The 25813-nt window shown below is 52.3% G+C and carries 29 protein-coding genes and 1 other annotated feature; of the genes, 11 read left to right on the top strand and 18 right to left on the bottom strand.

Features of this window, described 5'->3' with window-relative positions; all coding sequences use genetic code 11:
- Positions 1 to 5 precede the first annotated feature (5 nt).
- Genes FCH32_RS14075 through FCH32_RS14060 form a run of 4 tightly spaced genes read left to right on the top strand, consistent with a single transcriptional unit; the run spans position 6 to position 3616 of the window.
- Entirely contained in the window at positions 6 to 1034 is a 1029-nt protein-coding gene (locus FCH32_RS14075) for a hemin-degrading factor (protein WP_174361061.1), read from the top strand.
- Positions 1031 to 1852 carry a heme/hemin ABC transporter substrate-binding protein gene (locus tag FCH32_RS14070; protein ID WP_174361060.1) on the top strand — a complete coding sequence of 274 codons (822 nt, stop codon included), beginning with the start codon at positions 1031 to 1033 and terminating at the stop codon, positions 1850 to 1852. Before FCH32_RS14075 ends, FCH32_RS14070 begins: the two co-directional genes overlap by 4 nt.
- Positions 1852 to 2844, top strand: a complete 993-nt coding sequence (locus FCH32_RS14065; protein ID WP_135912140.1) for a FecCD family ABC transporter permease — start codon at positions 1852 to 1854, stop codon at positions 2842 to 2844. The genes FCH32_RS14070 and FCH32_RS14065 overlap by 1 nt, the downstream gene beginning before the upstream one ends.
- Positions 2837 to 3616, top strand: a complete 780-nt coding sequence (locus tag FCH32_RS14060; protein WP_115258656.1) for a heme ABC transporter ATP-binding protein — start codon at positions 2837 to 2839, stop codon at positions 3614 to 3616. The genes FCH32_RS14065 and FCH32_RS14060 overlap by 8 nt, the downstream gene beginning before the upstream one ends.
- Here the strand turns inward: FCH32_RS14060 and selO are convergent.
- From selO to thrS, 14 genes are all read right to left on the bottom strand, one after another.
- Positions 3613 to 5055 (bottom strand): protein adenylyltransferase SelO, encoded by a 1443-nt coding sequence (selO, locus tag FCH32_RS14055; RefSeq protein ID WP_174361059.1) that lies wholly within the window; start codon positions 5053 to 5055, stop codon positions 3613 to 3615. The genes FCH32_RS14060 and selO overlap by 4 nt on opposite strands.
- A 61-nt stretch (positions 5056 to 5116) precedes the next feature.
- Entirely contained in the window at positions 5117 to 5830 is a 714-nt protein-coding gene (locus FCH32_RS14050; protein WP_174361058.1) for an EAL domain-containing protein, read from the bottom strand.
- Between the two features lie 318 nt (positions 5831 to 6148).
- Positions 6149 to 6613, bottom strand: a complete 465-nt coding sequence (locus tag FCH32_RS14045; protein WP_096757248.1) for an NlpC/P60 family protein — start codon at positions 6611 to 6613, stop codon at positions 6149 to 6151.
- A 77-nt stretch (positions 6614 to 6690) separates the two neighbouring features.
- Positions 6691 to 7440: a vitamin B12 ABC transporter ATP-binding protein BtuD gene (gene btuD, locus FCH32_RS14040; RefSeq protein WP_096757249.1), complete on the bottom strand. Its 750-nt coding sequence runs from the start codon at positions 7438 to 7440 to the stop codon at positions 6691 to 6693.
- The gene (locus FCH32_RS14035) at positions 7440 to 7991 is read right to left on the bottom strand and encodes a glutathione peroxidase (protein ID WP_174361057.1); all 552 of its coding nucleotides are present in this window, start codon (positions 7989 to 7991) and stop codon (positions 7440 to 7442) included. Before FCH32_RS14035 ends, btuD begins: the two co-directional genes overlap by 1 nt.
- A gap of 66 nt (positions 7992 to 8057) precedes the next feature.
- Positions 8058 to 9038 (bottom strand): vitamin B12 ABC transporter permease BtuC, encoded by a 981-nt coding sequence (gene btuC, locus FCH32_RS14030; protein WP_096757251.1) that lies wholly within the window; start codon positions 9036 to 9038, stop codon positions 8058 to 8060.
- Positions 9039 to 9317: 279 nt separating this feature from the next.
- A complete protein-coding gene (gene ihfA / locus FCH32_RS14025) occupies positions 9318 to 9617 on the bottom strand; it encodes an integration host factor subunit alpha (RefSeq protein WP_003030571.1) in 300 nt (99 codons plus the stop codon).
- A 4-nt stretch (positions 9618 to 9621) separates the two neighbouring features.
- On the bottom strand, positions 9622 to 12009 hold the full coding sequence (pheT, locus tag FCH32_RS14020) for a phenylalanine--tRNA ligase subunit beta (RefSeq protein ID WP_115258661.1): 2388 nt from the start codon (positions 12007 to 12009) through the stop codon (positions 9622 to 9624).
- 15 nt (positions 12010 to 12024) lie between these two features.
- Positions 12025 to 13008, bottom strand: a complete 984-nt coding sequence (pheS, locus tag FCH32_RS14015; RefSeq protein WP_045442121.1) for a phenylalanine--tRNA ligase subunit alpha — start codon at positions 13006 to 13008, stop codon at positions 12025 to 12027.
- A 125-nt stretch (positions 13009 to 13133) separates the two neighbouring features.
- Positions 13134 to 13258 (bottom strand) — a sequence feature (Phe leader region).
- The gene (pheM, locus tag FCH32_RS14010; RefSeq protein ID WP_001386830.1) at positions 13209 to 13253 is read right to left on the bottom strand and encodes a pheST operon leader peptide PheM; all 45 of its coding nucleotides are present in this window, start codon (positions 13251 to 13253) and stop codon (positions 13209 to 13211) included. Its footprint overlaps the feature before it by 45 nt.
- Before the next feature lie 120 nt (positions 13259 to 13378).
- Entirely contained in the window at positions 13379 to 13735 is a 357-nt protein-coding gene (gene rplT / locus FCH32_RS14005) for a 50S ribosomal protein L20 (RefSeq protein ID WP_003030578.1), read from the bottom strand.
- 55 nt (positions 13736 to 13790) lie between these two features.
- Positions 13791 to 13988, bottom strand: a complete 198-nt coding sequence (rpmI, locus tag FCH32_RS14000) for a 50S ribosomal protein L35 (RefSeq protein WP_003030583.1) — start codon at positions 13986 to 13988, stop codon at positions 13791 to 13793.
- Between the two features lie 96 nt (positions 13989 to 14084).
- Positions 14085 to 14627, bottom strand: coding sequence for a translation initiation factor IF-3 (gene infC / locus FCH32_RS13995; RefSeq protein WP_071830666.1), 543 nt, complete (start codon positions 14625 to 14627; stop codon positions 14085 to 14087).
- 3 nt (positions 14628 to 14630) lie between these two features.
- Positions 14631 to 16559 carry a threonine--tRNA ligase gene (gene thrS, locus FCH32_RS13990; RefSeq protein WP_096757253.1) on the bottom strand — a complete coding sequence of 643 codons (1929 nt, stop codon included), beginning with the start codon at positions 16557 to 16559 and terminating at the stop codon, positions 14631 to 14633.
- Between the two features lie 305 nt (positions 16560 to 16864).
- On the opposite strand from thrS, the gene yniD reads away from it, so the two are divergent.
- Positions 16865 to 16972, top strand: coding sequence for a small membrane protein YniD (yniD, locus tag FCH32_RS13985; protein ID WP_096757254.1), 108 nt, complete (start codon positions 16865 to 16867; stop codon positions 16970 to 16972).
- Positions 16973 to 17158: 186 nt separating this feature from the next.
- Here the strand turns inward: yniD and FCH32_RS13980 are convergent, their stop codons facing one another.
- Together FCH32_RS13980 and FCH32_RS13975 are read right to left on the bottom strand one after the other, a co-directional pair.
- The gene (locus FCH32_RS13980; protein WP_096757255.1) at positions 17159 to 17392 is read right to left on the bottom strand and encodes a YdgH/BhsA/McbA family protein; all 234 of its coding nucleotides are present in this window, start codon (positions 17390 to 17392) and stop codon (positions 17159 to 17161) included.
- 265 nt (positions 17393 to 17657) lie between these two features.
- The gene (locus tag FCH32_RS13975) at positions 17658 to 18416 is read right to left on the bottom strand and encodes a DUF481 domain-containing protein (protein WP_115258663.1); all 759 of its coding nucleotides are present in this window, start codon (positions 18414 to 18416) and stop codon (positions 17658 to 17660) included.
- A gap of 287 nt (positions 18417 to 18703) precedes the next feature.
- On the opposite strand from FCH32_RS13975, the gene pfkB reads away from it, so the two are divergent.
- Together pfkB and FCH32_RS13965 are read left to right on the top strand one after the other, a co-directional pair.
- On the top strand, positions 18704 to 19633 hold the full coding sequence (gene pfkB / locus FCH32_RS13970) for a 6-phosphofructokinase II (protein ID WP_117342996.1): 930 nt from the start codon (positions 18704 to 18706) through the stop codon (positions 19631 to 19633).
- A gap of 264 nt (positions 19634 to 19897) precedes the next feature.
- On the top strand, positions 19898 to 20758 hold the full coding sequence (locus FCH32_RS13965; protein ID WP_174361056.1) for a fructosamine kinase family protein: 861 nt from the start codon (positions 19898 to 19900) through the stop codon (positions 20756 to 20758).
- Between the two features lie 68 nt (positions 20759 to 20826).
- On the opposite strand, the gene FCH32_RS13960 is transcribed toward FCH32_RS13965, so the two are convergent.
- Entirely contained in the window at positions 20827 to 21363 is a 537-nt protein-coding gene (locus tag FCH32_RS13960; RefSeq protein WP_174361055.1) for a YniB family protein, read from the bottom strand.
- 170 nt (positions 21364 to 21533) lie between these two features.
- Between FCH32_RS13960 and hxpB the strand changes: the two genes are divergently transcribed.
- The 4 genes from hxpB (at position 21534) to tcyP (ending at position 25324) form a co-directional block, all read left to right on the top strand.
- Positions 21534 to 22202, top strand: coding sequence for a hexitol phosphatase HxpB (hxpB, locus tag FCH32_RS13955; RefSeq protein ID WP_096757260.1), 669 nt, complete (start codon positions 21534 to 21536; stop codon positions 22200 to 22202).
- A 150-nt stretch (positions 22203 to 22352) separates the two neighbouring features.
- Positions 22353 to 23114: a 2-dehydro-3-deoxy-D-gluconate 5-dehydrogenase KduD gene (gene kduD / locus FCH32_RS13950; protein ID WP_174361054.1), complete on the top strand. Its 762-nt coding sequence runs from the start codon at positions 22353 to 22355 to the stop codon at positions 23112 to 23114.
- A 95-nt stretch (positions 23115 to 23209) separates the two neighbouring features.
- The gene (locus FCH32_RS13945) at positions 23210 to 23797 is read left to right on the top strand and encodes a metal-dependent hydrolase (RefSeq protein ID WP_096757262.1); all 588 of its coding nucleotides are present in this window, start codon (positions 23210 to 23212) and stop codon (positions 23795 to 23797) included.
- A 135-nt stretch (positions 23798 to 23932) separates the two neighbouring features.
- Positions 23933 to 25324 (top strand): cystine/sulfocysteine:cation symporter, encoded by a 1392-nt coding sequence (gene tcyP, locus FCH32_RS13940; RefSeq protein WP_096757263.1) that lies wholly within the window; start codon positions 23933 to 23935, stop codon positions 25322 to 25324.
- A gap of 64 nt (positions 25325 to 25388) precedes the next feature.
- Here the strand turns inward: tcyP and cedA are convergent, their stop codons facing one another.
- A complete protein-coding gene (gene cedA / locus FCH32_RS13935) occupies positions 25389 to 25652 on the bottom strand; it encodes a cell division activator CedA (RefSeq protein WP_115258667.1) in 264 nt (87 codons plus the stop codon).
- Positions 25653 to 25813: the final 161 nt, after the last annotated feature.

Here is a 25813-nt window from a genome sequence, read left to right as displayed (position 1 = left end):
AGGCAATGAATTACTACACCCGCTGGCTGGAACTGAAAAAAGAACATCCTGGCAAATACGCCCGTGACATCGCAGGTCTGCTGCATATCAGCGAAGCTGAACTGACCTTTGCGCGCGTTGGTCATGACGCCTGGCGCCTGCGCGGCGAGGTGCGCGAGATCCTCAGTGCACTGGAGGCCGTGGGCGAAACCAAATGCATTTGTCGCAATGAATACGCGGTGCATGAAGTTATTGGCGCGTTTACGAATCAACACCTGAACGGCCATGCTGGGCTCATTCTGAATCCGCGCGCCCTCGATCTGCGCCTATTCTTGAATCAATGGACCAGCGCATTTCACATCAGCGAGAACACCGCTCACGGCGAGCGCCAGAGCATCCAGTTTTTCGATAGTCAGGGCGACGCGTTGCTAAAGGTCTACACCACGCAGCATACCGATATTGCTGCCTGGGGCTCGCTGCTGACCCGTTTCATCTTTGCGGAAAACCCACCGCTGATGCTGCAAACACTCGAAACCGCCGTTTCTGGCGTTAACGCAGACGCTACGGCGGTAGATGCAGAGTGGCGCACCATGACCGATGTGCACCAGTTTTTTGGCCTGCTGAAACGCCACAACCTAACCCGTCAGCAGGCCTTTCGCCTGGTGGGTGACGATCTGGCCTGCAAAGTGGCGAACAGTGCGGTGGCCCAATTGCTGGAAACTGCACGTCAGGATGGCAACGAAATTATGGTATTTGTCGGCAACCGCGGCTGCGTGCAGATTTTTACCGGCGTGGTAGAAAAATTGGTGCCAATGAAAGGCTGGCTGAATATTTTCAACCCGACCTTTACGCTGCATCTGCTGGAAGAGACCGTCGCCGAGACGTGGGTCACGCGTAAGCCGACCGCTGACGGTCACGTCACCAGCCTGGAACTGTTTGCCGCAGACGGTACGCAAATCGCCCAGCTGTATGGGCAGCGTACGGAGGGCGAGCCAGAACAGAAGCAATGGCGTACGCAAATCGACGCGTTAGCACCGAAAGGGCTGGCCGCATGAAGATACTGTGGGTCCTGATGGCGTTTCTGCCGCTGACGGCTCAGGCCGCGCCCGAAGAGAAAGTGGTCACCCTCGGCGGCGACGTGACAGAGATTGTCTTCGCGCTGGGCGCGCAGTCATCCCTTGTGGCGCGGGATAGCACCAGCCAGTGGCCGGCGGCGGCAACGGCATTGCCGGACGTGGGCTATTTACGTCAGCTCAATGCCGAAGGGATCCTGGCCACCCGCCCTACGCTGGTTTTGGCCAGCGCGCAGGCGCAGCCCTCATTGGTGCTTGAACAGCTCAAGCAAAGTCAGGTCAACGTTGTTACGGTACCGGCAGGTAATGCGCTTAGCGTGATTGATGAGAAAGTCCGGGTGATTGCACAGGCAACCCATCGTCAGGCTCAAGGCGAGGCGCTACGCCAAAGCCTACGCCAGGCGCTGGCTGAACTGCCCTCCTCGGAACTCAACAAACGCGTGCTGTTCATTCTCAATCACGGCGGAATGACCGCCATGGCGGCCGGCCAGCAAACCGGAGCCGATGCAGCCATTCGTGCCGCAGGTTTGCGCAACGCTATGCAAGGGTTTACCCGTTACCAACCCTTGTCTCAAGAAGGGGTGATTGCCAGTCAGCCCGATCTGGTGGTGATTTCCCAAGACGGCGTCAACGCGATGGGGGGTGAAGATAATCTGTGGACGCTGCCGGGACTGGCGCAAACGCCCGCTGGTCGTAATAAGCAGGTGTTGCAGATTGACGATATGGCATTGCTGGGTTTTAGCGTGCGTACGCCGCAGGCCATCCAGCAACTGCGTGCCAAAGCGGAGCAATTGCCCTGATGCCCTGGCGTATCACCTGCTCTTTGTGGATGCTGGCCGCTACGCTGGTCGTGATGACGATTGTGGCCACCGGTTTTGGCGCATTGCGTCTGCCGGTAAGCCTTTTCTGGCGTGAGGGAGATGGCGCGCTGCGTCAAATCTGGCTCACTATTCGACTACCGCGCGTGCTGCTGGCACTGGTGATTGGCGGTTCACTGGCGCTGGCGGGCTGTGTGATGCAGGGGTTGTTTCGCAATCCACTTGCCGATCCGGGCCTGCTGGGGATCAGTAGCGGAGCCGCCTGCGCCGTCGCATTGTGGGTAGTATTACCGGTCACCTTACCGGCGCTGCTGATGCTGTATGCCCCGATGCTGGCGGCGTTTCTCGGCGCACTCGCCGCCACCGGAGTGATTTTTATCCTCAGTCAACAGCGCGACGGTTCGCTTTCACGCCTGTTGCTGGTGGGTATTGCCATCAATGCATTGTGCGGAGCTGCGGTCGGCGTGTTGTCGTGGGTCAGCAATGATGCGCAACTGCGCCAGTTGTCGCTGTGGGGGATGGGCAGTCTGGGAACAGCGCAGTGGTCAACACTGTTGGCGGTCACTTCGCTGATGCTGCCCACGGTGCTTTTCATCTGGCGTTTAGCCCCGACGCTGAATCTGCTGCAGCTCGGAGAGGAAGACGCGCACTATCTTGGCGTGGATGTCCGTCGGGTGCAGTGCATTTTACTGCTATGCAGCGCACTGTTAGTAGCCGCAGCCGTCGCGGTCTGCGGCGTAATTGGTTTTATCGGTTTGGTTATCCCTCACTTGATGCGCATGTGGCTTGGTAGCGATCATCGGGCGGTGATCCCAGGCTCTGTATTGGCGGGGGCATGTTTACTGTTGATCGCCGACACCCTCGCGCGAACAGCGGTGTCGCCCGCTGAGATGCCGGTGGGTCTGTTGACCAGTATTCTCGGTGCGCCGTGGTTTTTGTGGCTTATTTTTCGTCAGCGAGGTCCGCATGGCTGAACATTTCATCGCCGAAAATCTGTACTATCATGTGGCGGATCGTTCGGTGATTCGCGACGTGTCACTGACGCTGACAAAGGGTGAACTGGTGGCGTTGATCGGCCCAAATGGTGCGGGGAAGTCCACGCTGCTGCGCCTGCTGACCGGCTTTCTGACCCCGACAGCCGGGCGCTGCTTACTGAACGGAAAACCGCTGAATGACTGGCGTATACAGAGTCTGTCTCGCCATCGCGCAGTCATGCGGCAACAAACACAGATAGGCTTTGACTGGCAGGTCGAAGCCGTGATCGCCATGGGGCGAGCGCCCTGGACCCAACGACCCGAACCGGCGCTTATTGCTCAGGTGATGGCGATGACCGGATGTACACCGCTAGCTGGCAGGCACTACGCCGCGCTTTCCGGCGGCGAGCAGCAACGAGTACAGCTTGCCCGTGCGCTGGCGCAGTTGTGGTGCGATGGCGCGCCGCGCGGCTGGCTATTCCTTGATGAACCTACTTCAGCGTTAGATCTCTACCACCAGCAGCAGCTGTTACGTTTGTTAACGTCGCTAACGGCTGCGGGGGAGTTACACGTATGCGTAGTCCTTCACGATCTCAATCTTGCCGCGCTGTGGGCCGACAAAATTATCTTGCTCCATGACGGACATATTGTCTCTCAAGGGACGCCAGAAGCCGTATTACAGGCTAATGAGCTGATGCGCTGGTACGGTGCCCAGCTTCACATTGGCCTGCACCCGGCTAACGCCTCGCCGCAGGTTTTTCTCGCCCGTTAGCTTGAACAACTGACTTCCAGCCGCTTACCCCAGTCTGGCGGACGGCTGACATAGTCATCATCCCTGTCGGCATACGGCGTGCGCAACGCAATGTGTAAGCGATGCAGTTCAGCGTAATCCCCCTGCTCTGCCTGGCTAATTGCCCGCTGCGCCAGCCAGTTGCGTAACACCATTGCCGGGTTGGCAGCTTTCATTTGCGCCTGTCTTACTTCGTCCGCCACGTTATCCTGTTGCAAACGTGAACGATAGCGCGCAAACCAGTCATCAAATGCTGCGCGGTCGATAAACTCATCGCGCAACGGCGAAGACGCACTATGTTGCTCCGTCTGACTCAGCATACGAAACGTTCGCGTAAAATCGCTTCTTTCCCGTGCCATCAGGCTAAACAGTTCGCTGAGCAATTCGTTGTCGTTTTTTTGCTCGCTAAAGAAGCCCAACTTTTGTCGCATCCGCTGCCCATAACGGGTCAGCAGCGCCAGTTGATAGTTATCCAGCGCGTCATTGAGTGCGTCGGCCGCAATAAACGGCGACAGGGTTTGCGCCAGCCGCTGCAAATTCCACAGCGCGGCAGCCGGTTGATTATCGAAACTGTATCGCCCCTGGTGATCCGAATGATTACAGATAAAATCAGGCACATAGTCATCCAGAAAACCGAAGGGACCGTAGTCCATCGTCAGCCCCAGAATCGACATGTTGTCGGTGTTCATCACCCCGTGCGCAAACCCTACCGTCTGCCAGTCGGCAATTAAGGTCGCGGTGCGCGTGACCACGTCCTGAAACCACCGTTGATATTTATCCGCCTCGTCCTGCCAGTGCGGCCAATAATAGCGAATCGCAAAATCGGCCAGTTGACGTACTTTTTCCGGTTCACGACGATAGTAGAAGTGTTCAAAGTGACCAAAGCGCATATGACTTTGCGCCACGCGAATCAGCATCGCCCCGGCTTCTACCGTTTCGCGGTAGACCGGCGTGTCGCTGGTGACCACCGACAGCGCTCGCGTCGTGGGGATCCCGAGATAATGCATGGCTTCGCTGGCCAGACTTTCGCGGATCGTCGAACGCAGTACCGCACGCCCGTCTCCCATGCGCGAATATGGCGTAAGTCCCGCGCCTTTCAGATGCCAGTCAAGCGTCGAGCCATCGGCGAGCAGCTGTTCGCCCAGCAGGATCCCGCGTCCGTCACCCAACTGCCCTGCCCAAACACCAAACTGATGTCCGCTATAGACCTGCGCCAACGGCGACATGCCGGGAAGCAGCGTTTCACCGCCGCAAACGCCTGAGTTATTTTCACTATTAAACAACGTAGCCGGGATCCCTGATTGCTCAGCAAGCATATCGTTATGCCAAATTACGCGCGCATTTTTCAGGGGAGTAGGCGAAAGTGCCGTATAGGTTGCTGGTAATTCATCACGCCAGCGGGTGGTAAAAGACAGGGTCATAGGGCCTCCTGCCTCTAGTGTAGACTGTTAACGAACGGTTAAACACCGGCAAATGCAAGGGTTATCCTTGCATCAATGAGGTTATCTGCGCGGGTAAGACAGCTGGCCATAGCGCACCCTGCATGGCGCTGAATCCCAGGGGCAATACCCGTTCGAGCATCTCCTGCGTATCAATGCCGCTGATGATTATTGATTCGCAGTCTGGGGATATTTGTGCCTGAATGGCGCGCATAAAAGGCTCAAACGAATTTTGCGTAATACGTTGTTGAATAAAGTGTTTATCCAGTACGACACGTTTGAACAGGCCATCAAAAATTGCACGCGTGGATATGCCTGGCGCGCCGAAGTTAGTCAAGACTAATGAAAATCGCGCCGCTAATGCCGCCAGTATTGGATTTTCTTTACCCTTGTTTAACTCGGGAAAACTTTCATTAATGGTTAATTCAATAAATGAAAATCGTTCAATACGCGAAGCATATTCTGCATCTAATAATAAAGTATTAGCGACTGCTGGAGTTAAATTAAGCCACGCAGAAATGTTGCGTTGAATAAAAAAATGTTGGCATGTTTCGATTAATTCGAGTTTTTCGCTAAATAAACGACGCTGCTCATCGTCCGACATCCGAGGTATGACCAACCCTGATGGCATATGCACTACGCCGTCAGGACTAACAAAATGGGTGATGATGTCTACGTATTTAAGATCGCCTCCTGCACTTCTCGCAGGAAGAAAAGAGAACTCAGAATGATAAAGATTATCCAGTGAAACTATCATTGTGCCAGCCCCGCTGCATGGGTGTAATCCGGCATCCTGTAGCAAAGGATGGAAAAATACGTCACATCAGATGCAAATTGAGGCTCTTTCATTTTTCCCTTTTTAGCCAGTAAATCGAATCCTTTTTTTTAGCTTATCCTGATTATAAGCTAATATCCAGCTTTGTACTTTTTAATAACTCGGCATAAATCATATTTTTAGCAAAATACTCTCTTAATGCACAGGGTTATTGTCAGTGCAGCAGCAGAAGTGAAAGTTGACTTTAAATGGCGATGATGGAGCTGCTTCATACATGACCAGCCCCATCACCCGGGAGATTTAAATACGTCGCGCCTGCCAGAAATTTTTACGCCAGTAGACATTATCAAGCGAGGAGCGCATCACGCCACGACTGGTGGAGGCATGAATAAATTGATTATTGGTATCGTAAATACCGACGTGTAGCCCGCTTTCACCCGATCCGGTTTTAAAGAAAACCAGATCGCCTGGTAGCAATTCATCTTTATCAATTTCGGTACCAATCTTTGACTGCGTGCGCGTATCGCGCGGTAATTGCAGGTCGAATTTATCGCGCATCGTCATCAGTACAAAGCCAGAACAATCCACGCCGCTCCGGCTCATTCCTCCATAACGATAAGGTGTACCACGCCAGTGCTGTAACTGGTCGTTAAGACCGGCAATCACGGCGATAGAGTCCGATAACCGGGCATTGGGTGCGGGAGCGCGATGGCTACTGCACCCTGCCAAAAACAAAGCTGTGATAAAAAGAAGCCAAAAACGCATGCAGGACGAATCCTCTATTTTTTATTCTTGCGCCAATTTAGCGTGGAAATAATGGGGTTTTCAAGAGCCCATTTAACTTAAGTGGTTGATATGAGCATTCTGTGGCCTTCGATATCCAGACGACGGAAGTTTACGCCATAAGCCTGAGAGAGATTAGCCGGCGTCAGCACCGCATCGCGTGTACCACTGGCCAGCAGCTTCCCGCGCTTGAGTAACCAGGCTTTGTGCGCATGACGCAACGTATGGTTCAGGTCATGACTGCTCATCACAATTGCAATTCCCTGCTGACAGAGTCGGCCCAATAGGCGGTCCAGCGCATTTTGTTGCGCAACATCCAGACTGTTCATCGGTTCATCTAACAGCAACAGTTGGCCGTGCGGATTAGCCTGCGGACAAATTTGCAGTATTACCGCCGCAAGACGCACCCGCTGCCATTCGCCGCCAGAAAGCTGATTCGACCCACGTCCAAGTTTATCACCCAACCCAAGCGCGTCGGCCGTCTCCTGCAGCAAATCGGTACGCGTTTTATCAGGCTGATGCAGCGTCAGAAAATGCCAAACTGGCATGGCAAACGGGGGGGGTTGTTGTTGCGCAAGATAAGCGCGATGTTGCGCCAACTTTGCCGCAGGCCAGTCATCGAGCGGCACATCACCCAACACGATGGTTCCTTCACCGGTCGTTAACCCCGCCATCCTCGCCAGCAGCGTGCTTTTTCCTGCACCGTTGGGTCCGACAAGGTGTAGGATCTCCCCGGCCCTTATTTCACCGGAAAGCGGGCCAAGCCGGGTCGATTCCGCCACATTCTGGAGCTGCATCAAAGGAGACATTATTTTGCCAGCGCCGCGTTGATATGTTCCACAAGGATGGGGTCTTCAGGCGTCATATCGGGTGAAAAACGCTGTAAAACCTGACCATCGCGCCCGACTAAAAACTTCTCGAAATTCCACAGAATATCGTCCGGGTAGAGCGGCGCGCGCCCTTTGCTCGCCATGCGCGCATAAAACCCACTGTCGGCTGGCGCTACGGCGGTGGGCGCGGCGGCAATCAGCTTCTGATACAGCGGATGGCGCGCTTCGCCGTTGACATCTATTTTACTGAACATGGGGAAAGTAACGCCCCAGGTAGTACTGCACCAGGTTTTAATTTCCTCTTCACTACCGGGTTCCTGACCGAGAAACTGATTGCAGGGGAACCCCAACACGGTAAATCCCTGCTCGTGCCATGTTTTCTGCAGATTCTCCAGTTGCTCATACTGCGGCGTTAATCCACATTTTGAAGCAACATTAACAATTAACAGAACTTTTCCGACATACGCTTGTAATGAGACGACATCTCCGTCGATAGTCGTCACTTCGGTATTGAAAATAGTGTCTTGCATAGCATCTCCAGGTGGATAGTCAACGATCAATTTTCCGTGTTTAATCATAGTCCGAACCGCAGACGTCTAGCGCCCGGATTTTAACAATAACCAGATAAATACCGGTGCACCCATGGTTGCCGTTACCACGCCGATAGGCAGTTCAGCCGACGCCAGCACCAGACGTGCCACAACATCCGCTAACAGTAACGCAATAGCCCCCGCCAGCGCACAGCCAGGCAGCAATACGCGATGATCGGTTAATCCACACAGTCGCAGAATATGCGGGATAACCAGGCCGATAAAACCAATGGCGCCAGCAAGCGCCACGCTGACCCCCACCATCCAGCCGGTGGCCACCACCAGCAGGTTCCGCCAGAACCATAAAGGCAGCCCTAGCTGGCGCGCAGACGTCTCCCCCAGCGCCAGCATATTCATCGGCTGCGACTGACAGCAAATCCACAGTAAAACGGGCAGCAGCGCGACCATCAGCCAGGCCTGCTGCCAGTCAACACCGCCAAAGCCGCCCATCATCCAGTACATTAACTGTCGCAGATCAAAAGAGGTTGAGAAGTAGATAGCCCACGTCATCAAGGCGCTACAAATAATACCCAGCGCCACGCCCGCCAGCAGCAGACGGCTGGTCGACAGGTGGCGGCGGGCAAAACGCAGAAGGATAAGCGTGATGATCAGCGCCCCGGCAATCGCGCACAGGCCCAGCGCCCAGCCGGGTAACTGGCCCTGCCCCAATAGCACCGCGGCGATGAGTCCAACGCCTGCGCCGTTAGACACGCCCAGCAGGCCTGGTTCGGCTAAGGGGTTTTCGAACAGCGCCTGCATCACAGCACCGGATAGCGCCAGCGCGGCACCGACCAGCAGTACGGCCAGCGTACGAGGAAGTCGAATTTGCCAGACGAACAGATCGCCACGGGCGCTAAACCAGTTGCCGGGCGCAATCCACTGTTCGCCTGCGCACAGGCTGAGGATCGTTGCCAGCAGCATCAGCGCTGACAGAGACAATATCCAGCGTACATTTCGTCGCTGTTGTTGATGGGCGAAGGTCAGCATGTTTTCCATTCTGCTGAAAAGAGATGGGGGGATTTTACGGTGCTGATTCGGTAGTGGAAAGGAAAAAGGCCGCAGAGCGGCCTTTTTAGTTATACCCGTCATACTTCCAGCCGCATGTGCGTTGGCTTTACTCGCTCACCTCAGTCACGTACTTATGTACGCTCCTGGAGATTCGCTGCGTCGCCGCCTTCCTGCAACTCGAAGTATTTAGGGTATATATACGTCATGCTTTGCACTGCCGCTTTGATGGCGGCGTAAGTGACTTAGCGGATCGTCAAATCACTCTTCTTTGGGCGTTGCGTTTTCGACCCGACTTTTTAACTTCTGTCCGGGTCTGAAGGTCACCACGCGCCGTGCTGTAATGGGAATATCTTCGCCCGTTTTCGGGTTACGTCCCGGGCGTTGATTCTTATCACGCAGATCGAAGTTACCAAAACCAGAGAGTTTTACCTGCTCACCATTTTCCAGAGCACGACGGATCTCTTCGAAAAACAGCTCGACCAGTTCTTTGGCATCCCGCTTGCTAAGCCCAAGCTTATCAAACAGATATTCTGACATTTCAGCTTTTGTAAGCGCCATAGGTTCAATCCCTCAATGATGCCTGGAATCGCTCTTTTAATGCCTCTACACATTTGGCGACGGTAGCGGCAATCTCCTCTTCTTCAAGTGTACGGCTGGTATCCTGAAGGATCAGGCTGATAGCGAGGCTCTTATAACCCTCCGCAACACCCTTACCGCGGTACACGTCAAATAAGTTTACGCCAACTACCTGATTTACGCCAACTTTCTTACACTCGGATAAAATATCCGCAGCGGGAACGTTTTCTGCCACCACCACGGCGATATCACGGCGGTTCGCCGGGAAGCGAGAAACTTCACGAGCCTGAGGCACCACGCGGTCTGCGAGCTTGTTCCACTCCAGTTCAAACACTAAAGTGCGACCGTTCAGATCCAGTTTACGTTCCAGCTCAGGATGAACAACCCCAATGAAACCAATACGTTCACCTTTCAGATAAATCGCCGCAGACTGGCCCGGATGTAATGCCGGATTGGCTTCAGCTTTGAACTGAATGTCACCCAGTTTACCGGTCAGGTCGAGAACCGCTTCCAGATCGCCTTTCAGATCATAGAAATCAACGGCCTCTTTTGCCAGGTTCCAGTGTTCATCATGACGGTTGCCGCAGATCGCACCTGCCAACATCAGATCCTGACGGATCCCGAGGTTAGCCTGGGTATCGGGAACAAAACGTAAACCCGTTTCGAAAATACGCACGCGGTTCTGCTGACGGTTCTGGTTATACACCACCGTAGACAGCAAGCCGGTCCACAGGGACAAACGCATTGCCGACATGTCGATTGAGATTGGGCTTGGCAGCAACAGCGCTTCTTCACCCGGATGCAGCAGCGCCTGAACTTTCGGGTCGACGAAGCTGTAGGTGATCACTTCCTGGTAGCCTTTATCATTGAGCATGGTTTTGACACGCTTCAGCGATAAATCTGCTTCGCGATGCGTCCCCATGATCAGGCCTGCCTGAATAGGCGTATTCGGGATATTGTCATAACCGTATACGCGGGCAATTTCTTCGACCAGGTCTTCTTCAATCGACATGTCGAAACGCCAGCTCGGTGCAACCGCCAGCCACTCATCCTGGCCTTCCGTCACGTCACAACCCAGACGACGCAGAATATCGCTCACCTGCTCATCGGCAATATGATGGCCAATCAGACGATCCAGTTTGCTACGACGAAGCGTAATGGTTGCGCGTTTTGGCAGCGTGGCTTCGGTCGTCACATCGATAACCGGACCGGCTTCGCCGCCGCAGATATCAATCAGCAGACGCGTTGCACGCTCCATGGCTTTGTGCTGCAGCGCCGGATCGACGCCACGCTCATAGCGGTGAGAGGCATCGGTGTGCAGACCGTGACGACGCGCGCGACCCGTAATGGACAGCGGGCTGAAGAACGCACATTCCAGCAGGACGTTTTGCGTCTCATCATTCACACCAGAGTGCTCTCCGCCAAAGATGCCGCCCATTGCCAACGCTTTGTTGTGGTCAGCAATAACCAGCGTATCCGCATTCAGTTTTGCTTCGCTGCCGTCCAGCAATACCAGGGTCTCACCCTCTTTTGCCATACGCACAACAATTCCGCCTTCAATGCGGTCTTTGTCGAACGCATGCATCGGCTGACCCAGTTCGAGCAGTACATAGTTGGTCACATCAACCACGGCATCGATGGAACGGATCCCGCAACGACGCAGTTTCTCTTTCATCCACAGCGGCGTTGGTGCTTTAACATTGATACCTTTAACCACACGGCCCAGATAGCGCGGACAGGCGTCAACGGCTTCAACCTGGATTGGCAGCACGTCATCAACTGTCGCCGCCACTGGGACGATTTCCGGCTCAACCAGCGGGGCTTTGTTCAGTACCGCAACATCGCGTGCAACACCGATGATGCCTAAGCAGTCGGCGCGGTTCGGCGTAACGCTGATTTCGATAGTGTTATCGTCAAGCTTCAGGTATTCGCGGATATCGGTGCCAATCGGCGCATCCGCCGGCAGTTCGATAATCCCGTTATGATCATCGGAAATACCCAGCTCAGAGAACGAGCACAGCATCCCTTCTGACGGCTCACCGCGCAGTTTGGCGGCTTTAATCTTGAAATCGCCCGGCAGAACGGCACCGATGGTCGCCACGGCGACTCTTAATCCCTGACGGCAGTTAGGTGCGCCACAGACGATATCCAGCAGACGATCGCCGCCCACATTAACTTTGGTGACACGCAGTTTGTCTGCGTTCGGGTGCTGGCCGCACTCAACCACTTCACCGACCACTACGCCGTTAAATTCACCGGCAACGGCTTCAACGCCGTCGACCTCGAGGCCCGCCATGGTGATCTGGTTTGACAGCGCATCGCTATCAATTGCCGGGTTTACCCATTCGCGTAACCACAGTTCACTGAATTTCATTGTTTTATCCTGCCTTTATTTAAACTGTTTGAGGAAACGCAGATCGTTTTCGAAGAAAGAACGCAGATCGGTGACGCCGTAACGCAGCATGGTCAGACGCTCCATACCCATACCGAAGGCAAAACCTGAGTAGATTTCTGGGTCGATACCAACGTTACGCAGCACGTTCGGGTGGACCATACCGCAGCCCAGCACTTCCAGCCATTTGCCATTTTTTCCCATTACGTCAACTTCTGCAGAAGGCTCAGTGAACGGGAAATAGGAAGGACGGAAACGTACCTGCAGATCCTCTTCAAAGAAGTTACGCAGGAAATCGTGCAGCGTGCCTTTCAGGTTGGTGAAGTTGATGTTGGTATCAACAATCAAGCCTTCCATCTGATGGAACATCGGGGTGTGCGTCTGATCGTAGTCGTTACGATACACGCGGCCCGGCGCGATAATGCGGATTGGCGGCTGTTTTTCTTTCATGGTGCGGATCTGCACGCCAGAGGTCTGGGTACGCAGCAGGCGCGTGGCGTCAAACCAAAACGTGTCGTGGTCAGCACGCGCCGGGTGATGGCCTGGAATATTCAGCGCATCGAAGTTGTGGTAGTCATCTTCGATTTCCGGTCCCGTCGCCACGGTAAATCCGAGCTCACCGAAGAAGCTTTCAATCCTGTCGATGGTACGTGTGACCGGATGCAACCCGCCGTTTTCAATACGACGGCCCGGCAGGGAGATATCAATGGTTTCTTCTGCCAGACGTGCATTCAGCGCAGCATTTTCTAAATCAGCTTTACGCGCGTTCAGCGCCTGCTGTACCTGCTCTTTGGCTTCATTGATAACCGCACCTGCTGCCGGACGCTCTTCAGGCGGCAGTTCGCGCAGGGTTGTCATTTGCAGGGTCAAATGCCCTTTCTTACCCAAATATTCGACGCGGACATTGTCTAATGCGGCAACATCTGAAGCCTGGTTAATGGCGGCCGTTGCACTGGCAACCAGCTCTGCGAGATGTGACATGGTTTTCCTCGTTGTGTGGCGATATTCATATGTCGCTCATATATACACAAAATCATTCAAGTTGCATCCAGGCGGCAAGAGAGCAAAATGCAGCCAATACAGGGGCCGCTTGAAGGATTACGTGTATAAAAAAAGCCTCCACCAGGGAGGCTCTTAGGCGCTGTTTTCCGTTTCTTCTTTCACGCGCTAGCCTCCCGGATTCAGGTGCTAAAGTAAAAAAAGAAGCGGAAAATAGCAGCATTCATGCTTGCGTTACCTTATGTAGTAAAAACCGGACAACCTTTATTGAAAAGGCTTACGGGTGAATTGTCAACTAATTGATTACGCTACAAATAAAAGAGAGGGAGCCAGGCTCCCTCTTTTCACCGGCTTATGCCAGAGCTGCTTTCGCTTTTTCAACCAGAGCGGTGAACGCTACTTTGTCGAATACTGCGATGTCAGCCAGGATCTTACGGTCGATTTCAACAGAGGCTTTTTTCAGGCCGTTGATGAATTTGCTGTAAGAAATACCGTTCTGACGTGCTGCTGCGTTGATACGCGCAATCCACAGTTGACGGAACTGACGCTTTTTCTGACGACGGTCACGATAAGCGTACTGACCAGCTTTGATAACAGCCTGGAAGGCAACGCGGTATACGCGAGAACGCGCACCGTAGTAGCCTTTAGCTTGTTTCAAAATTTTCTTGTGACGTGCACGAGCAACTACACCACGTTTTACGCGAGCCATATGTGCTCTCCTGTATCTATATTCTTAGTAAAAAAATTAATTAAACGTTAACGGCTTATGCGTACGGCAGGCACGCGATAACCAGACCCAGATCGCCTTTAGACACGAGGCCTTTTGGACGCAGGTGACGTTTACGCTTAGTAGATTTTTTGGTCAGAATATGACGCAGGTTTGCGTGCTTACGCTTAAATCCACCACCACCGGTTTTTTTGAAGCGCTTAGCAGCACCGCGTACGGTCTTAATTTTTGGCATTTTAATAACTTCCACTTCGCATTGTTAATAAACGAAACATAGGCGAACAAAACCTGCGAAGCCCGTAGGCTCCACAGGAATTGCTACTTGAAGGCCTTACTGTTTCTTCTTAGGAGCGAGCACCATGATCATCTGGCGGCCTTCGATCTTCGTAGGGAAGGATTCGACCACTGCCAGTTCACTCAGATCGTCACGGACGCGCGTAAGCACTTCCATACCGATCTGTTGGTGAGCCATCTCACGGCCGCGGAAACGCAGCGTGATCTTAGCTTTATCACCCTCTTCCAGAAAGCGTACCAGGCTGCGGAGTTTTACCTGGTAATCGCCATCGTCGGTGCCAGGACGGAATTTAATTTCCTTAACCTGGATAACTTTTTGCTTTTTCTTCTGTTCCTTAGAAGATTTACTCTTTTCATAAAGGAACTTGCCGTAGTCCATAATACGACAAACTGGCGGTTCGGCGTTAGGGCTGATTTCAACTAAATCTACTCCAGCTTCTTCAGCTTTTTCGATAGCTTCTCTCAGACTCACAATACCCAAAGCTTCGCCTTCCAGACCTGTTAAGCGAACTTCCAGGGCGCGAATCTCGCCATTGATACGATTCGGACGTGCCGTTTGAACTCGTTTTCCGCCTTTAATACCTTATTCCTCCAGTTGTTGAAGACTGCGGCTGCGAATCTCTTGTTGCAGCTTCTCGATAACTTCACTTACGTCCAGGCTGCCCAAGTCTTTGCCACGACGGGTACGCACGGCAACTTTGCCTGCTTCTACCTCTTTGTCGCCACAGACCAACATGTAAGGGACACGACGTAAAGTGTGCTCGCGGATTTTAAAGCCAATCTTCTCATTTCTCAAGTCTGCTTTTACACGAATACCCGCATTTTGTAGTTTCTGCGTTAATTCGTTGACGTATTCAGACTGCGAATCGGTAATATTCATGACCACAACCTGAACCGGCGCAAGCCAGGTCGGGAAGAAGCCAGCGAACTCTTCGGTCAGGATACCAATGAAACGTTCCATTGACCCAAGAATCGCGCGGTGAATCATTACCGGTACCTGACGCTCATTGTTTTCGCCAACATAAGAGGCGCTCAGACGAGACGGCAGAGAGAAGTCCAGCTGTACAGTACCGCACTGCCATGCGCGATCGAGGCAGTCATACAGGGTAAATTCAATTTTCGGACCGTAGAATGCGCCTTCACCCAGTTGGAACTCAAACGGGATGTTGTTTTCTTCCAGCGCAACCGCTAAGTCCGCTTCAGCACGGTCCCACATTTCATCGCTACCGATACGTTTCTCGGGGCGAGTGGACAGTTTGACAACGATTTTCTCGAAGCCAAAGGTGCTGTACATATCGTAGACCATACGAATGCAGGCGTTAACTTCATCACGAATCTGCTCTTCGGTACAGAAGATATGCGCATCATCTTGAGTGAAGCCACGTACGCGCATCAGGCCGTGCAGCGCACCTGACGGTTCGTTACGGTGACAGCTACCAAATTCCGCCATACGCAGCGGCAGGTCGCGATACGATTTCAGACCCTGATTAAAGATCTGAACGTGGCCTGGGCAGTTCATTGGCTTGATGCAGTATTCACGGTTCTCTGAAGAGGTGGTGAACATCGCATCCTTGTAGTTGTCCCAGTGCCCTGTTTTTTCCCACAGCACACGGTCCATCATGAACGGGCCTTTCACTTCCTGATACTGGTATTCTTTCAGTTTCGAACGAACGAAAACTTCCAGTTCACGGAAAATTGTCCAGCCATCGTTATGCCAGAACACCATACCTGGCGCTTCTTCCTGCATATGATACAGGTCAAGCTGCTTACCAATTTTACGGTGGTCGCGTTTAGCCGCTTCTTCCAGACGTTGCAGGTAGGCACTCAGCGCTTTTTTATCGGCCCATGCAGTACCATAAATGCGCTGCAGCATCTTGTTGTTGCTGTCGCCGCGCCAGTATGCCCCAGCGGTCTTCATCAGTTTGAAGTGATGACAGAAACGCATGTTCGGCACGTGCGGGCCACGGCACATATCGACGTATTCTTCATGATGATACAAGCCAGGCTTGTCATCATGGGCAATATTTTCATCAAGGATAGAGACTTTATAGGTCTCGCCACGCTTCACGAACGTTTCACGCGCTTCGTACCAGCTGACTTTCTTCTTAATGACATCGTAGTTTTTCTCAGCGAGCTCGTGCATCCGCTTTTCGAGCGCGTCGACGTCTTCCTGGGTTAACGTACGGTCAAGATCGATATCGTAGTAAAAGCCGTTGTCAACAACCGGTCCGATCGCCATTTTGGTGTGCGGCCAGAGTTGTTTGATCGCGTGCCCTAACAGGTGCGCACAGGAGTGACGAATGATCTCCAGACCTTCATCATCCTTAGCGGTAATGATGGAGAGTTTCGCATCCTGTTCAATCAGATCGGAAGCATCAACCAGCTCACCGTTTACACGGCCAGCGATGGTGGCTTTCGCCAGACCTGGACCGATGTCCAGCGCAACATCCATGGGACTTACAGCGTGGTCGTAATGGCGTTGGCTGCCATCAGGAAGAGTAATAACAGGCATGTTATATCCTTATTTGCAGTGGTGCCCCACACGTAAGAGCACATACAAAGTTTCACTATTTAAAATTTATCAAAAAGGTGTGGGCTGATTCCCGCTTCACTCTGCGAAATATGTCACGCATTACCTGACTGGCAACGCTGTAACCTACACCCGCTTTTTGATAACACCGCCTGACAGTGTACACGGCATTACGGGTCGTTCAAAGCGACAATCAACGCGCCATCTATGATGTAAATCAATTCACTGGCGCCCTGCCGTCTTTGTTACACTATGCGGTAATCATTGTTACTGACCAGGAAAGAACCATGCCAAAAAATCGCTTTGCCAAAAAACACTGGAAAATGGTTGTGGTACTGCTCGTCATTTGCGCGGCAATGTTGATGTTAAGGTGGGCAGCAATGATTTGGGGTTGAACCGTCACGCCGTTAATAAATGGTACTTTGCGTTATTTCGCGATGTACACAGATGCGTCCAATAAATTAAAAAAGATATTTCAATATTACTTTACTGTTTATGACAAAATAAAAACCGGTACATCAATATCCGGTTTTTTCATTACGACATTTGGCTGAATAGACGTCTGGACACTGATGAAGATATTAAGACCATTCGCCAGCAACCAGGGTATGAACATTAAACGCATCATTCATACTTTGGCCAGTTGACTGGGAACCAGGAGCGATATTTGAACCTGCTTCCACATCAGAGGCATGCGTGATGCCAACCTGTGTCGTGTTATCAGACGGTGCGTTGGTGACCGGAACGGCTGCAAACACACCGAAGGACAGCGCAGAAAGCACGATGACAGCAGCCGTCGCTTTGATATTTTTCATAGGTATCTTCTCTTACTTGAATTAATGCTAAGGTCTGAAGGCGATTAATTGCCTATAGGTAAGAGTGTAGATCTGGCTCACACTTTTTCCTAGTCAATTTATTTATCAATTCGTGTCAAATAAATTGAATATGTACCCAAAAGAGTAATTATGGAGAAAGTATGAAGAAAAGTTTTTTTCGAAAAAATTAAAATACCGGTCAGAAAATAATAACACTGAAATTTTATTTGGAAAAGCCGGGCCATTTATTTGACCCGGCTTTTTACTACATACGATAGCCGAGCGAAACGGTCGTACGACGATCGGTATGTTCCGGTGCCGTAGCCGGTGGTTCTGAGTTCCAGGTGACGTTATAAGCCACTTTCAAACCGAAGTGTTCGTTAATAGCCACATTTAACGCTGTTTCAGAGTTAAGCGTCGTATCTTCAGCACCAAATACCGACACCCCTTGTGTGAATTTGGTGGTGTCCGTCATCTGCCACGCATAAGCGCCTGACGCATAACCCAGCGGCTGCGTTTCGGTTGTGCCATCGGTGTGTTCGTCATAGCGTACGCCTGGACCGAATTCGAAACGGAAGCTGTGTACCGGCCCATTAAGGAACTGACGACCATAACCTGCAGTCAGTACGTCACGCTCGTGATAACCGTTGTAGCGGTCGGTCAACCAACTGGCCTGTCCGAACAGATAATCATAATCCGTCATATTAAAACGACTACGACCACCTACGGCGTATTTCTCCGAAGAGCGTTCATCATTCGACGAGGTATTGCTGGCATTGCCCCACAGAGACCACGCCGTGGTTTCACCGTACCAGGTCATGGTGGTATCTGCGGTTAAAGAAGAACTTTTTGTGTTGCCTGACTGGGCGAGGTATCCCGCGTTCAGGTTACCTTCAAAGGGTTTTTTCGCGCTGGAGGGGTCATCCATGACAGTAAAAACGGAATCATCGGCGGCGGCATGCATTGACGCAAACACGCCCCCCATCAGCACGAGTGCTGCGGGTACTGTCTTCAAAAGCTTCATTTATAAAGAGTCCGTACAACAAAAAAAGAGACCATTACGGTCTCGGAAACTTTCATAGGGATCAATGACAAAAGCCCCTTGAAAGGTAACAAATTATAAAAAGACTCGAATAACATAGCAATAATTTCTTATTTCATTTTTTGAATAAGAGCGTTCTTAAACCGTAATTTTATTTATATATCTTTGCCGAGATAATTTTAAATAAAGATGCGATAAATCATGTTGTTAATTACTTCACTTTCGTCACATTAAGTGCCAGACTGAGGACAGCCTAACAGGAGGTAACGATGGTACGTATCTATACGTTAACACTTGCGCCCTCTCTCGATAGCGCAACAATCACCCCGCAAATCTATCCCGAAGGTAAACTTCGCTGCACCTCGCCGGTTTTTGAACCCGGTGGTGGTGGTATTAACGTGGCCCGCGCCATTGCTCATCTTGGCGGAAACGCAACGGCTATCTTTCCGGCTGGCGGCGCTACCGGGGAACACCTGGTATCATTGCTTGCCGATGAAAATGTCCCGGTCGCCACCATAGAGGCCAAAGACTGGACCCGGCAAAATCTTCACGTCCACGTAGAATCCAGCGGCGAGCAGTATCGATTTGTTATGCCTGGGGCAACACTTACCGATGACGAGTTCCACCAGCTTCAGGATCAGGTGCTGGAAATTGAGTCCGGCGCGCTGCTGGTGATAAGCGGCAGCCTGCCACCCGGCGTGAAGCTTGAAAAACTCACCCAACTTATTACTGCGGCACAAAAGCAGGGCATTCGCTGCATTGTTGATAGCTCAGGTGAGGCACTGACTGCCGCATTAACGCTCGGCAATATCGAACTGGTCAAACCCAACCTCAAAGAACTCAGCGCGTTGGTTAACCGCGAACTCACACAACCTGATGACGTCCGTAAGGCCGCGGAGGAAATTGTGCACAGCGGTAAAGCGCAACGTGTTGTCGTTTCGTTGGGACCGCAAGGGGCACTGGGCGTTGACGGTGAAACCTGCGTACAGGTGGTACCCCCGCCGGTTAAGAGCCAAAGTACCGTTGGCGCGGGTGACAGTATGGTCGGCGCGATGACGCTGAAACTGGCACAGAATGCGCCATTTGACGATATTGTTCGTTTTGGCGTAGCGGCAGGTAGCGCGGCAACCCTCAATCAGGGTACCCGTTTATGCTCGCAGGACGATACGCAGAAAATATACGCATACCTTTCGCGGTAATGCCCTTCCCCCTCATCATCAAGGGGGATTTACCAACAAAACTGTCGACATACGTGTTATGCGTCTATGCTGAAAAATCACGTGATAACAAAGCAGTGGATCACGTGAACCCATAACTGCAGCGCTCTGGCAAGGAGTGAAATAGCAACAAACATTACGTGCTTTTTCAGCGATAACGCGTCCACGGTGTGCGTTGGTTCGTGTTTTTTTACCGCATTATTGCGCTAACCTTATGATCTGGCAGACAACATGGGGAGAGACATCATGTGGCAGGCTATCAGTCGTCTTTTAAGCGAGCAACTCGGTGAAGGCGAAATCGAGCTGCGTAATGAACTGCCCGGCGGTGAGATCCACGCCGCATGGCATTTACGCTATGCGGGGCGCGATTTTTTCGTCAAATGCGATGAAAGGGAGCTATTAACCGGCTTTACGGCAGAAGCCGACCAGCTGGAACTGCTTTCCCACAGCAATACCGTTTCAGTCCCCAAGGTCTGGGCGGTCGGTGCAGACAGAGACTACAGCTTTTTGGTGATGGATTTCCTCCCTCCCCGTCCACTGGATGCCCACAACGCCTTTATTCTCGGACAACAGCTCGCGCATCTTCATGAATGGAGCGATCAGCCGCAGTTTGGCCTCGACTTTGATAATGCACTCTCTACCACGCCACAACCCAATACGTGGCAGCGTCGCTGGTCTACCTTTTTTGCAGAACAGCGGATTGGCTGGCAACTGGAGCTTGCCGCCGAAAAAGGGATCGCATTTGGCAATATTGACGCCATTGTTGACCATGTTCAGCAGCGTTTGTCATCACACCAGCCACAGCCTTCACTACTGCATGGCGATTTGTGGTCGGGGAACTGCGCCCTTGGCCCTCATGGTCCCTACATCTTTGACCCCGCCTGCTATTGGGGCGACAGAGAGTGCGACCTGGCAATGCTGCCATTACATAGCGATCAGCCACCGCAAATTTATGACGGCTATCAGTCGGTTTCCCCCCTGCCGCTGGATTTTCTCGACAGGCAGCCTGTCTATCAGCTTTATACGCTGCTGAATCGAGCGATTCTGTTCGGCGGGCAACATATGGTGGTGGCGCAGAAAGCGATGGACAGGATACTGGCGGCTTAACAGATATATAGCGGAAGTTCTTTGCTAATCAGGCCCGCAGCTTTCGCGTGGGCCTGATAGTGACGCGCTTACAAAAAACCTAGTAGCGAAAAGAAGAAATAGCCAATCACGATGACGATAACCGGCAAAATATAGAGCGGGAATATTTGTAAGAAAATCGTATGATGCGGCACGACAATACGCGACTCAATCTGCTCTCGCGATAACCCTTCACTGCCCTTCGCCTGCTCCAGAATCAGCTGATCTTCAACGCCTTCACGTAAAAAACGAGCCTGACGGCTCATGCGAGCACCCGAATCCTGCATCGCCAGCCCGATAAAAATAAGAATAAAAATCAGCCAGAAAACCAGATTCAGTCCGCTTTGAAAATCAGGTGTCGGTGAGTTATACCAAAACAGGTTAAGAAAGGGAGTGTTTACCCGCATCATGTCAATCATCACGTGGGCAAAGTCGAGCATCACCGCGTTAATCCCCTCCTGCTTTTCACTGTGCGCATACATAAACTTCAGTACTGAAACCAGCGTTGAAATCAGCGCCGGAATGAAAATCACCCATCCCACCAGCCCTTTCAAGACAGCAATGCGTCCAGCTTGTTGATACGTCATGAGTTCCCCTTGATTAAGACGTGTCATTTTGGCCTAAGTTTACCCGTTGATAACCATTTTCGCCTGATCTTTAAAGGCGGTATAATCGAGGATTAGCCATAATGAACGCTGAGAGCCGGTTCACCCAGGCTCTTAATCCCTGCTGTTTCATGTTCAAAGGAGAGGTTGTGATGTCAACCCCGCGTCAAATTCTTGCTGCAATTTTCGATATGGATGGATTACTGGTCGACTCTGAACCCCTTTGGGATCAGGCTGAACTGGATGTGATCGCAAGTTTAGGCGTAGATATCACTCGCCGCCATGAACTGCCCGATACGCTGGGGCTGCGTATCGATATGGTTGTAGATCTGTGGTTCGCCCAGCAACCGTGGAGCGGCCCATCTCGCCAGGAGGTCACCGATCGCATTATCACCCGGGCTATCGCCCTGGTTGAAGAGACAAAACCACTGCTGCCTGGCGTACGTGAAGCCGTCGCGCTGTGCAAATCCCAGGGCTTACGAGTGGGTCTGGCATCGGCCTCCCCGCTGCATATGCTGGAAAAAGTGCTGACGATGTTTGATCTTCGCGACAGCTTCGACGCACTGGCCTCGGCAGAGAAATTGCCCTACAGCAAACCGCATCCTCAGGTCTACCTCGACTGCGCGGCAAAATTGGGTGTGGAGCCCTTATCTTGCGTAGCGCTGGAAGATTCTGTCAACGGCATGATTGCATCAAAAGCAGCACGCATGCGCGCGATCGTCGTACCTGCACATGAGAACCAGGACGATGCCCGCTTTGTTCTTGCTGACGTTAAATTGACCTCGCTGGCCGATCTCACCGTCACGCATCTACGCGGATAATTCCCTGATGGGCAATGGTTGCATTGCCCGTTTTGCCAGACTAGTCATATTTTTTGAAACATTGTTTCACTTTTCATTGTATTTCCTGCCAGCCTCTCCTATTCTTTCACTCACAGCATGCGTTAAAACCATTTGATAGCCGGGGTGAATATGATTTTGGATGCTTTTCGTCTTGAAGGTAAAGTAGCAATCGTCACCGGATGTGATACCGGGCTTGGGCAAGGTATGGCGGTTGCGCTGGCGGAGGCCGGCTGCGACGTGGTCGGCGTCAATCGTAAAATTCCTGTGCAAACCGCTGAGAAAATCCATGCACTCGGGCGACGCTTTCTGACTATCCAGGCCGACCTCAGCCAGCAGAACTCGCTGAACGATATCGTGATGCAAACGGTCTCCACCTTTGGTCGGATCGATATTCTGGTCAATAACGCGGGGACCATTCGCCGTGAGGACGCCCTGAACTTTAGTGAGCAAGACTGGGATGATGTGATGAACCTGAATCTCAAATCCGTTTTCTTTCTGTCACAGGCCGTCGCCAGACAATTCCTGACCCAGGGTCAGGGCGGAAAAATCATCAACATTGCGTCAATGCTCTCCTTCCAGGGCGGTATCCGCGTACCTTCCTACACCGCTTCAAAAAGCGGCGTACTGGGCATAACCCGCCTGCTGGCCAATGAATGGGCCGCACAGGGTATTAACGTCAATGCCATTGCGCCGGGCTACATGGCGACCAACAATACGCAGCAACTGCGGGACGATGCCGACCGTAATCAGGAGATTGTCGACCGTATTCCGGCCGGACGCTGGGGAACGCCTGACGACCTGAAAGGCCCGGCGGTATTCCTTGCCAGCCGCGCCTCTGACTACATTAATGGCTATACATTGGCCGTCGACGGTGGCTGGCTGGCACGTTAATCGCCTATTTGTGACAAAGGGTTACAACGTCACCTCTTTCGCCTACTGTATAAAACCCCTATACTGTATGAATTGACAGTTCATTGGGTTTTATCATGACGGCGGAAGGCCACCTTCTTTTTTCTATTGCCTGTGCGGTATTTGCCAAGAATGCCGAACTGACGCCCGTTCTCGCGCAGGGTGACTGGTGGCATATTGTTCCTTCAGCTATCTTGACCTGCCTGCTGCCCGATATCGATCATCCCAAATCGTTGCTGGGGCAGCGTCTGAAGTGGGTCTCAAAGCCCATAGCCCGGGCATTTGGCCATCGCGGGTTTACGCATAGCCTGCTGGCGGTGTTTGCCTTGCTGGCGACGTTCTATTTGAAAGTACCCGAGACCTGGATAATCCCGGCGGATGCCTTACAGGGGATGGTGCTCGGCTACCTTAGTCATATTCTGGCCGATATGCTGACCCCAGCCGGCGTTCCTCTGCTGTGGCCCTGCCGCTGGCGCTTTCGCCTGCCGATCCTCGTACCGCAAAAAGGCAACCAGCTGGAGCGTTTTTTATGCATGGCGCTGTTTGCCTGGGCTATCTGGATGCCACAAACTTTGCCTGAAAACAGTGCAGTACGCTGGTCATCGCAAATGATTAATACGCTACAAATGCAGTTTAATCGTTTTATAAAACACCAGGCTGATTAAGAAATCGGCCAAAATGTCATTTTTGGCATAAACAATTCCATTTGAATATAAGAGGCAAGTCACAGTTCTGCTAATCTTGCGCCAACAGAATCACTGTAGTTCGGTGATACATAAAAAAAGATCAGGAGAACGGGGATGAACTTTCCATTAATCGCGAACATTATCGTGTTCGTTGTACTGCTGTTCGTGCTGGCGCAAGCCCGTCACAAACAGTGGAGTCTGGCCAAAAAAGTACTGGTTGGTCTGGTTATGGGCGTGGTATTTGGCCTTGCTCTGCATACGATTTACGGCTCAGACAGCCAGGTACTGAAAGATTCTGTACAGTGGTTCAACATTGTCGGCAACGGCTATGTTCAACTTCTGCAAATGATCGTCATGCCGCTGGTATTTGCCTCTATCCTCAGCGCCGTTGCGCGTCTGCACAACGCCTCTCAGCTGGGGAAAATCAGCTTCCTGACCATCGGGACGTTGCTGTTTACAACACTTATCGCCGCGTTAGTTGGGGTACTGGTCACTAACCTGTTCGGCCTGACGGCGGATGGACTGGTACAGGGTGGTGCTGAAACCGCCCGTCTGAACGCCATCGAAACCAACTACGTGGGTAAAGTTGCCGACCTGAGCGTGCCGCAGCTGGTGCTGTCGTTTATCCCGAAAAACCCGTTTGCCGATCTCACTGGCGCTAACCCAACCTCCATTATCAGCGTTGTTATCTTCGCCGCATTCCTTGGTGTCGCGGCCCTGAAACTGCTGAAAGATGATGCCCCGAAAGGCGAACGCGTATTAACCGCTATTGATACCCTGCAAAGCTGGGTGATGAAGCTGGTTCGTCTGGTGATGCAGCTGACGCCGTACGGTGTTCTGGCGTTGATGACCAAAGTGGTTGCCGGCTCCAACCTGCAGGACATTATTAAGCTGGGCAGCTTCGTGGTGGCTTCGTACCTCGGTCTGGGCATCATGTTCGTGGTACACGGTATTCTGCTGGGTATTAACGGCGTGAGCCCGCTGAAGTACTTCCGTAAAGTCTGGCCGGTACTGACGTTTGCCTTCACCAGCCGCTCCAGCGCTGCGTCTATTCCGCTGAATGTGGAAGCGCAAACCCGTCGTCTGGGTGTGCCTGAGTCAATTGCCAGCTTTGCCGCCTCTTTTGGCGCCACGATTGGTCAAAACGGTTGTGCGGGGCTGTACCCGGCAATGCTGGCAGTGATGGTTGCGCCGACTGTGGGGATTAACCCGCTCGACCCAATGTGGATTGCAACGCTGGTCGGTATTGTGACCGTTAGCTCCGCCGGAGTCGCGGGTGTGGGTGGGGGTGCAACGTTTGCCGCACTGATCGTGCTGCCGGCGATGGGCCTGCCGGTTACGCTGGTCGCTCTACTGATCTCCGTAGAACCGCTGATCGATATGGGTCGTACTGCGTTGAACGTCAGTGGCTCCATGACTGCCGGTACGCTCACCAGTCAGTGGCTGAAGCAAACCGACAAAACGATTCTGGACAGTGACGATAACGCCGAACTGGCACACCGTTAAACCGGTTTCCTGAAGCGTAAAAAACCGCCGGAGTATCATGCTCCGGCGGTTTTTTTATATCCCATTAATCGCTCAGTTCGTTTTCCTGACGGACCTGGTTTGCCCAGCGTTGCGCCGACTCCGGAACCGTAAACGCAGGCGAACGTTGAAACGCCTCTCCTATTAAGACAAAAGCGACATATTTTCCGCGCAGTATCCATACGTCACGAAACGCATCCATTTTTATCGCATGCTCTGGTGGCGCGGGCTCCACACGCGGAACGTAGCTGATAACCTTGCGATTTTGTTGGCGAAGAGGTTTCATAATCAGTTGCTTCACTAAAGACAAATTCTAAAAATCAGAAAAACGCTATCTTAGCCGATTTTGCGCCCTGACGTCCTGCCTTGCGTGCGCTGTTTGCCTTGTTCATTACAGTATTCCCCTTCAACGGATCCCGGCTCACCTGGATGCGTGGTCTATAGTTAATGTTTTTGACAGCAACAACGACC

The organism is Citrobacter gillenii (assembly GCF_013337685.1).
GTDB classification, from domain to species: Bacteria; Pseudomonadota; Gammaproteobacteria; order Enterobacterales; family Enterobacteriaceae; genus Citrobacter; species Citrobacter gillenii.
This window is presented reverse-complemented; position numbering and strand designations above follow the sequence as displayed.

Bases quoted from the DNA above. Each gene is read 5' to 3' on its own strand.
- FCH32_RS14045 (WP_096757248.1), bottom strand. From the start codon at position 6,613: ATGCGTTTTTGGCTTCTTTTTATCACAGCTTTGTTTTTGGCAGGGTGC.
- FCH32_RS14075 (WP_174361061.1), top strand. From the start codon at position 6: ATGAATTACTACACCCGCTGGCTGGAACTGAAAAAAGAACATCCTGGC.
- FCH32_RS13960 (WP_174361055.1), bottom strand. From the start codon at position 21,363: ATGACGTATCAACAAGCTGGACGCATTGCTGTCTTGAAAGGGCTGGTG.
- tcyP (WP_096757263.1), top strand. From the start codon at position 23,933: ATGAACTTTCCATTAATCGCGAACATTATCGTGTTCGTTGTACTGCTG.
- FCH32_RS14050 (WP_174361058.1), bottom strand. From the start codon at position 5,830: ATGATAGTTTCACTGGATAATCTTTATCATTCTGAGTTCTCTTTTCTT.
- rplT (WP_003030578.1), bottom strand. From the start codon at position 13,735: ATGGCTCGCGTAAAACGTGGTGTAGTTGCTCGTGCACGTCACAAGAAA.
- FCH32_RS14035 (WP_174361057.1), bottom strand. From the start codon at position 7,991: ATGCAAGACACTATTTTCAATACCGAAGTGACGACTATCGACGGAGAT.
- pheT (WP_115258661.1), bottom strand. From the start codon at position 12,009: ATGAAATTCAGTGAACTGTGGTTACGCGAATGGGTAAACCCGGCAATT.
- thrS (WP_096757253.1), bottom strand. From the start codon at position 16,559: ATGCCTGTTATTACTCTTCCTGATGGCAGCCAACGCCATTACGACCAC.
- ihfA (WP_003030571.1), bottom strand. From the start codon at position 9,617: ATGGCGCTTACAAAAGCTGAAATGTCAGAATATCTGTTTGATAAGCTT.
- FCH32_RS14065 (WP_135912140.1), top strand. From the start codon at position 1,852: ATGCCCTGGCGTATCACCTGCTCTTTGTGGATGCTGGCCGCTACGCTG.
- pheS (WP_045442121.1), bottom strand. From the start codon at position 13,008: ATGTCACATCTCGCAGAGCTGGTTGCCAGTGCAACGGCCGCCATTAAC.
- rpmI (WP_003030583.1), bottom strand. From the start codon at position 13,988: ATGCCAAAAATTAAGACCGTACGCGGTGCTGCTAAGCGCTTCAAAAAA.
- FCH32_RS13945 (WP_096757262.1), top strand. From the start codon at position 23,210: ATGACGGCGGAAGGCCACCTTCTTTTTTCTATTGCCTGTGCGGTATTT.
- FCH32_RS14070 (WP_174361060.1), top strand. From the start codon at position 1,031: ATGAAGATACTGTGGGTCCTGATGGCGTTTCTGCCGCTGACGGCTCAG.
- yniD (WP_096757254.1), top strand. From the start codon at position 16,865: ATGCCAAAAAATCGCTTTGCCAAAAAACACTGGAAAATGGTTGTGGTA.
- FCH32_RS13965 (WP_174361056.1), top strand. From the start codon at position 19,898: ATGTGGCAGGCTATCAGTCGTCTTTTAAGCGAGCAACTCGGTGAAGGC.
- btuD (WP_096757249.1), bottom strand. From the start codon at position 7,440: ATGTCTCCTTTGATGCAGCTCCAGAATGTGGCGGAATCGACCCGGCTT.
- selO (WP_174361059.1), bottom strand. From the start codon at position 5,055: ATGACCCTGTCTTTTACCACCCGCTGGCGTGATGAATTACCAGCAACC.
- btuC (WP_096757251.1), bottom strand. From the start codon at position 9,038: ATGCTGACCTTCGCCCATCAACAACAGCGACGAAATGTACGCTGGATA.
- kduD (WP_174361054.1), top strand. From the start codon at position 22,353: ATGATTTTGGATGCTTTTCGTCTTGAAGGTAAAGTAGCAATCGTCACC.
- FCH32_RS14060 (WP_115258656.1), top strand. From the start codon at position 2,837: ATGGCTGAACATTTCATCGCCGAAAATCTGTACTATCATGTGGCGGAT.
- FCH32_RS13980 (WP_096757255.1), bottom strand. From the start codon at position 17,392: ATGAAAAATATCAAAGCGACGGCTGCTGTCATCGTGCTTTCTGCGCTG.
- FCH32_RS13975 (WP_115258663.1), bottom strand. From the start codon at position 18,416: ATGAAGCTTTTGAAGACAGTACCCGCAGCACTCGTGCTGATGGGGGGC.
- pfkB (WP_117342996.1), top strand. From the start codon at position 18,704: ATGGTACGTATCTATACGTTAACACTTGCGCCCTCTCTCGATAGCGCA.
- hxpB (WP_096757260.1), top strand. From the start codon at position 21,534: ATGTCAACCCCGCGTCAAATTCTTGCTGCAATTTTCGATATGGATGGA.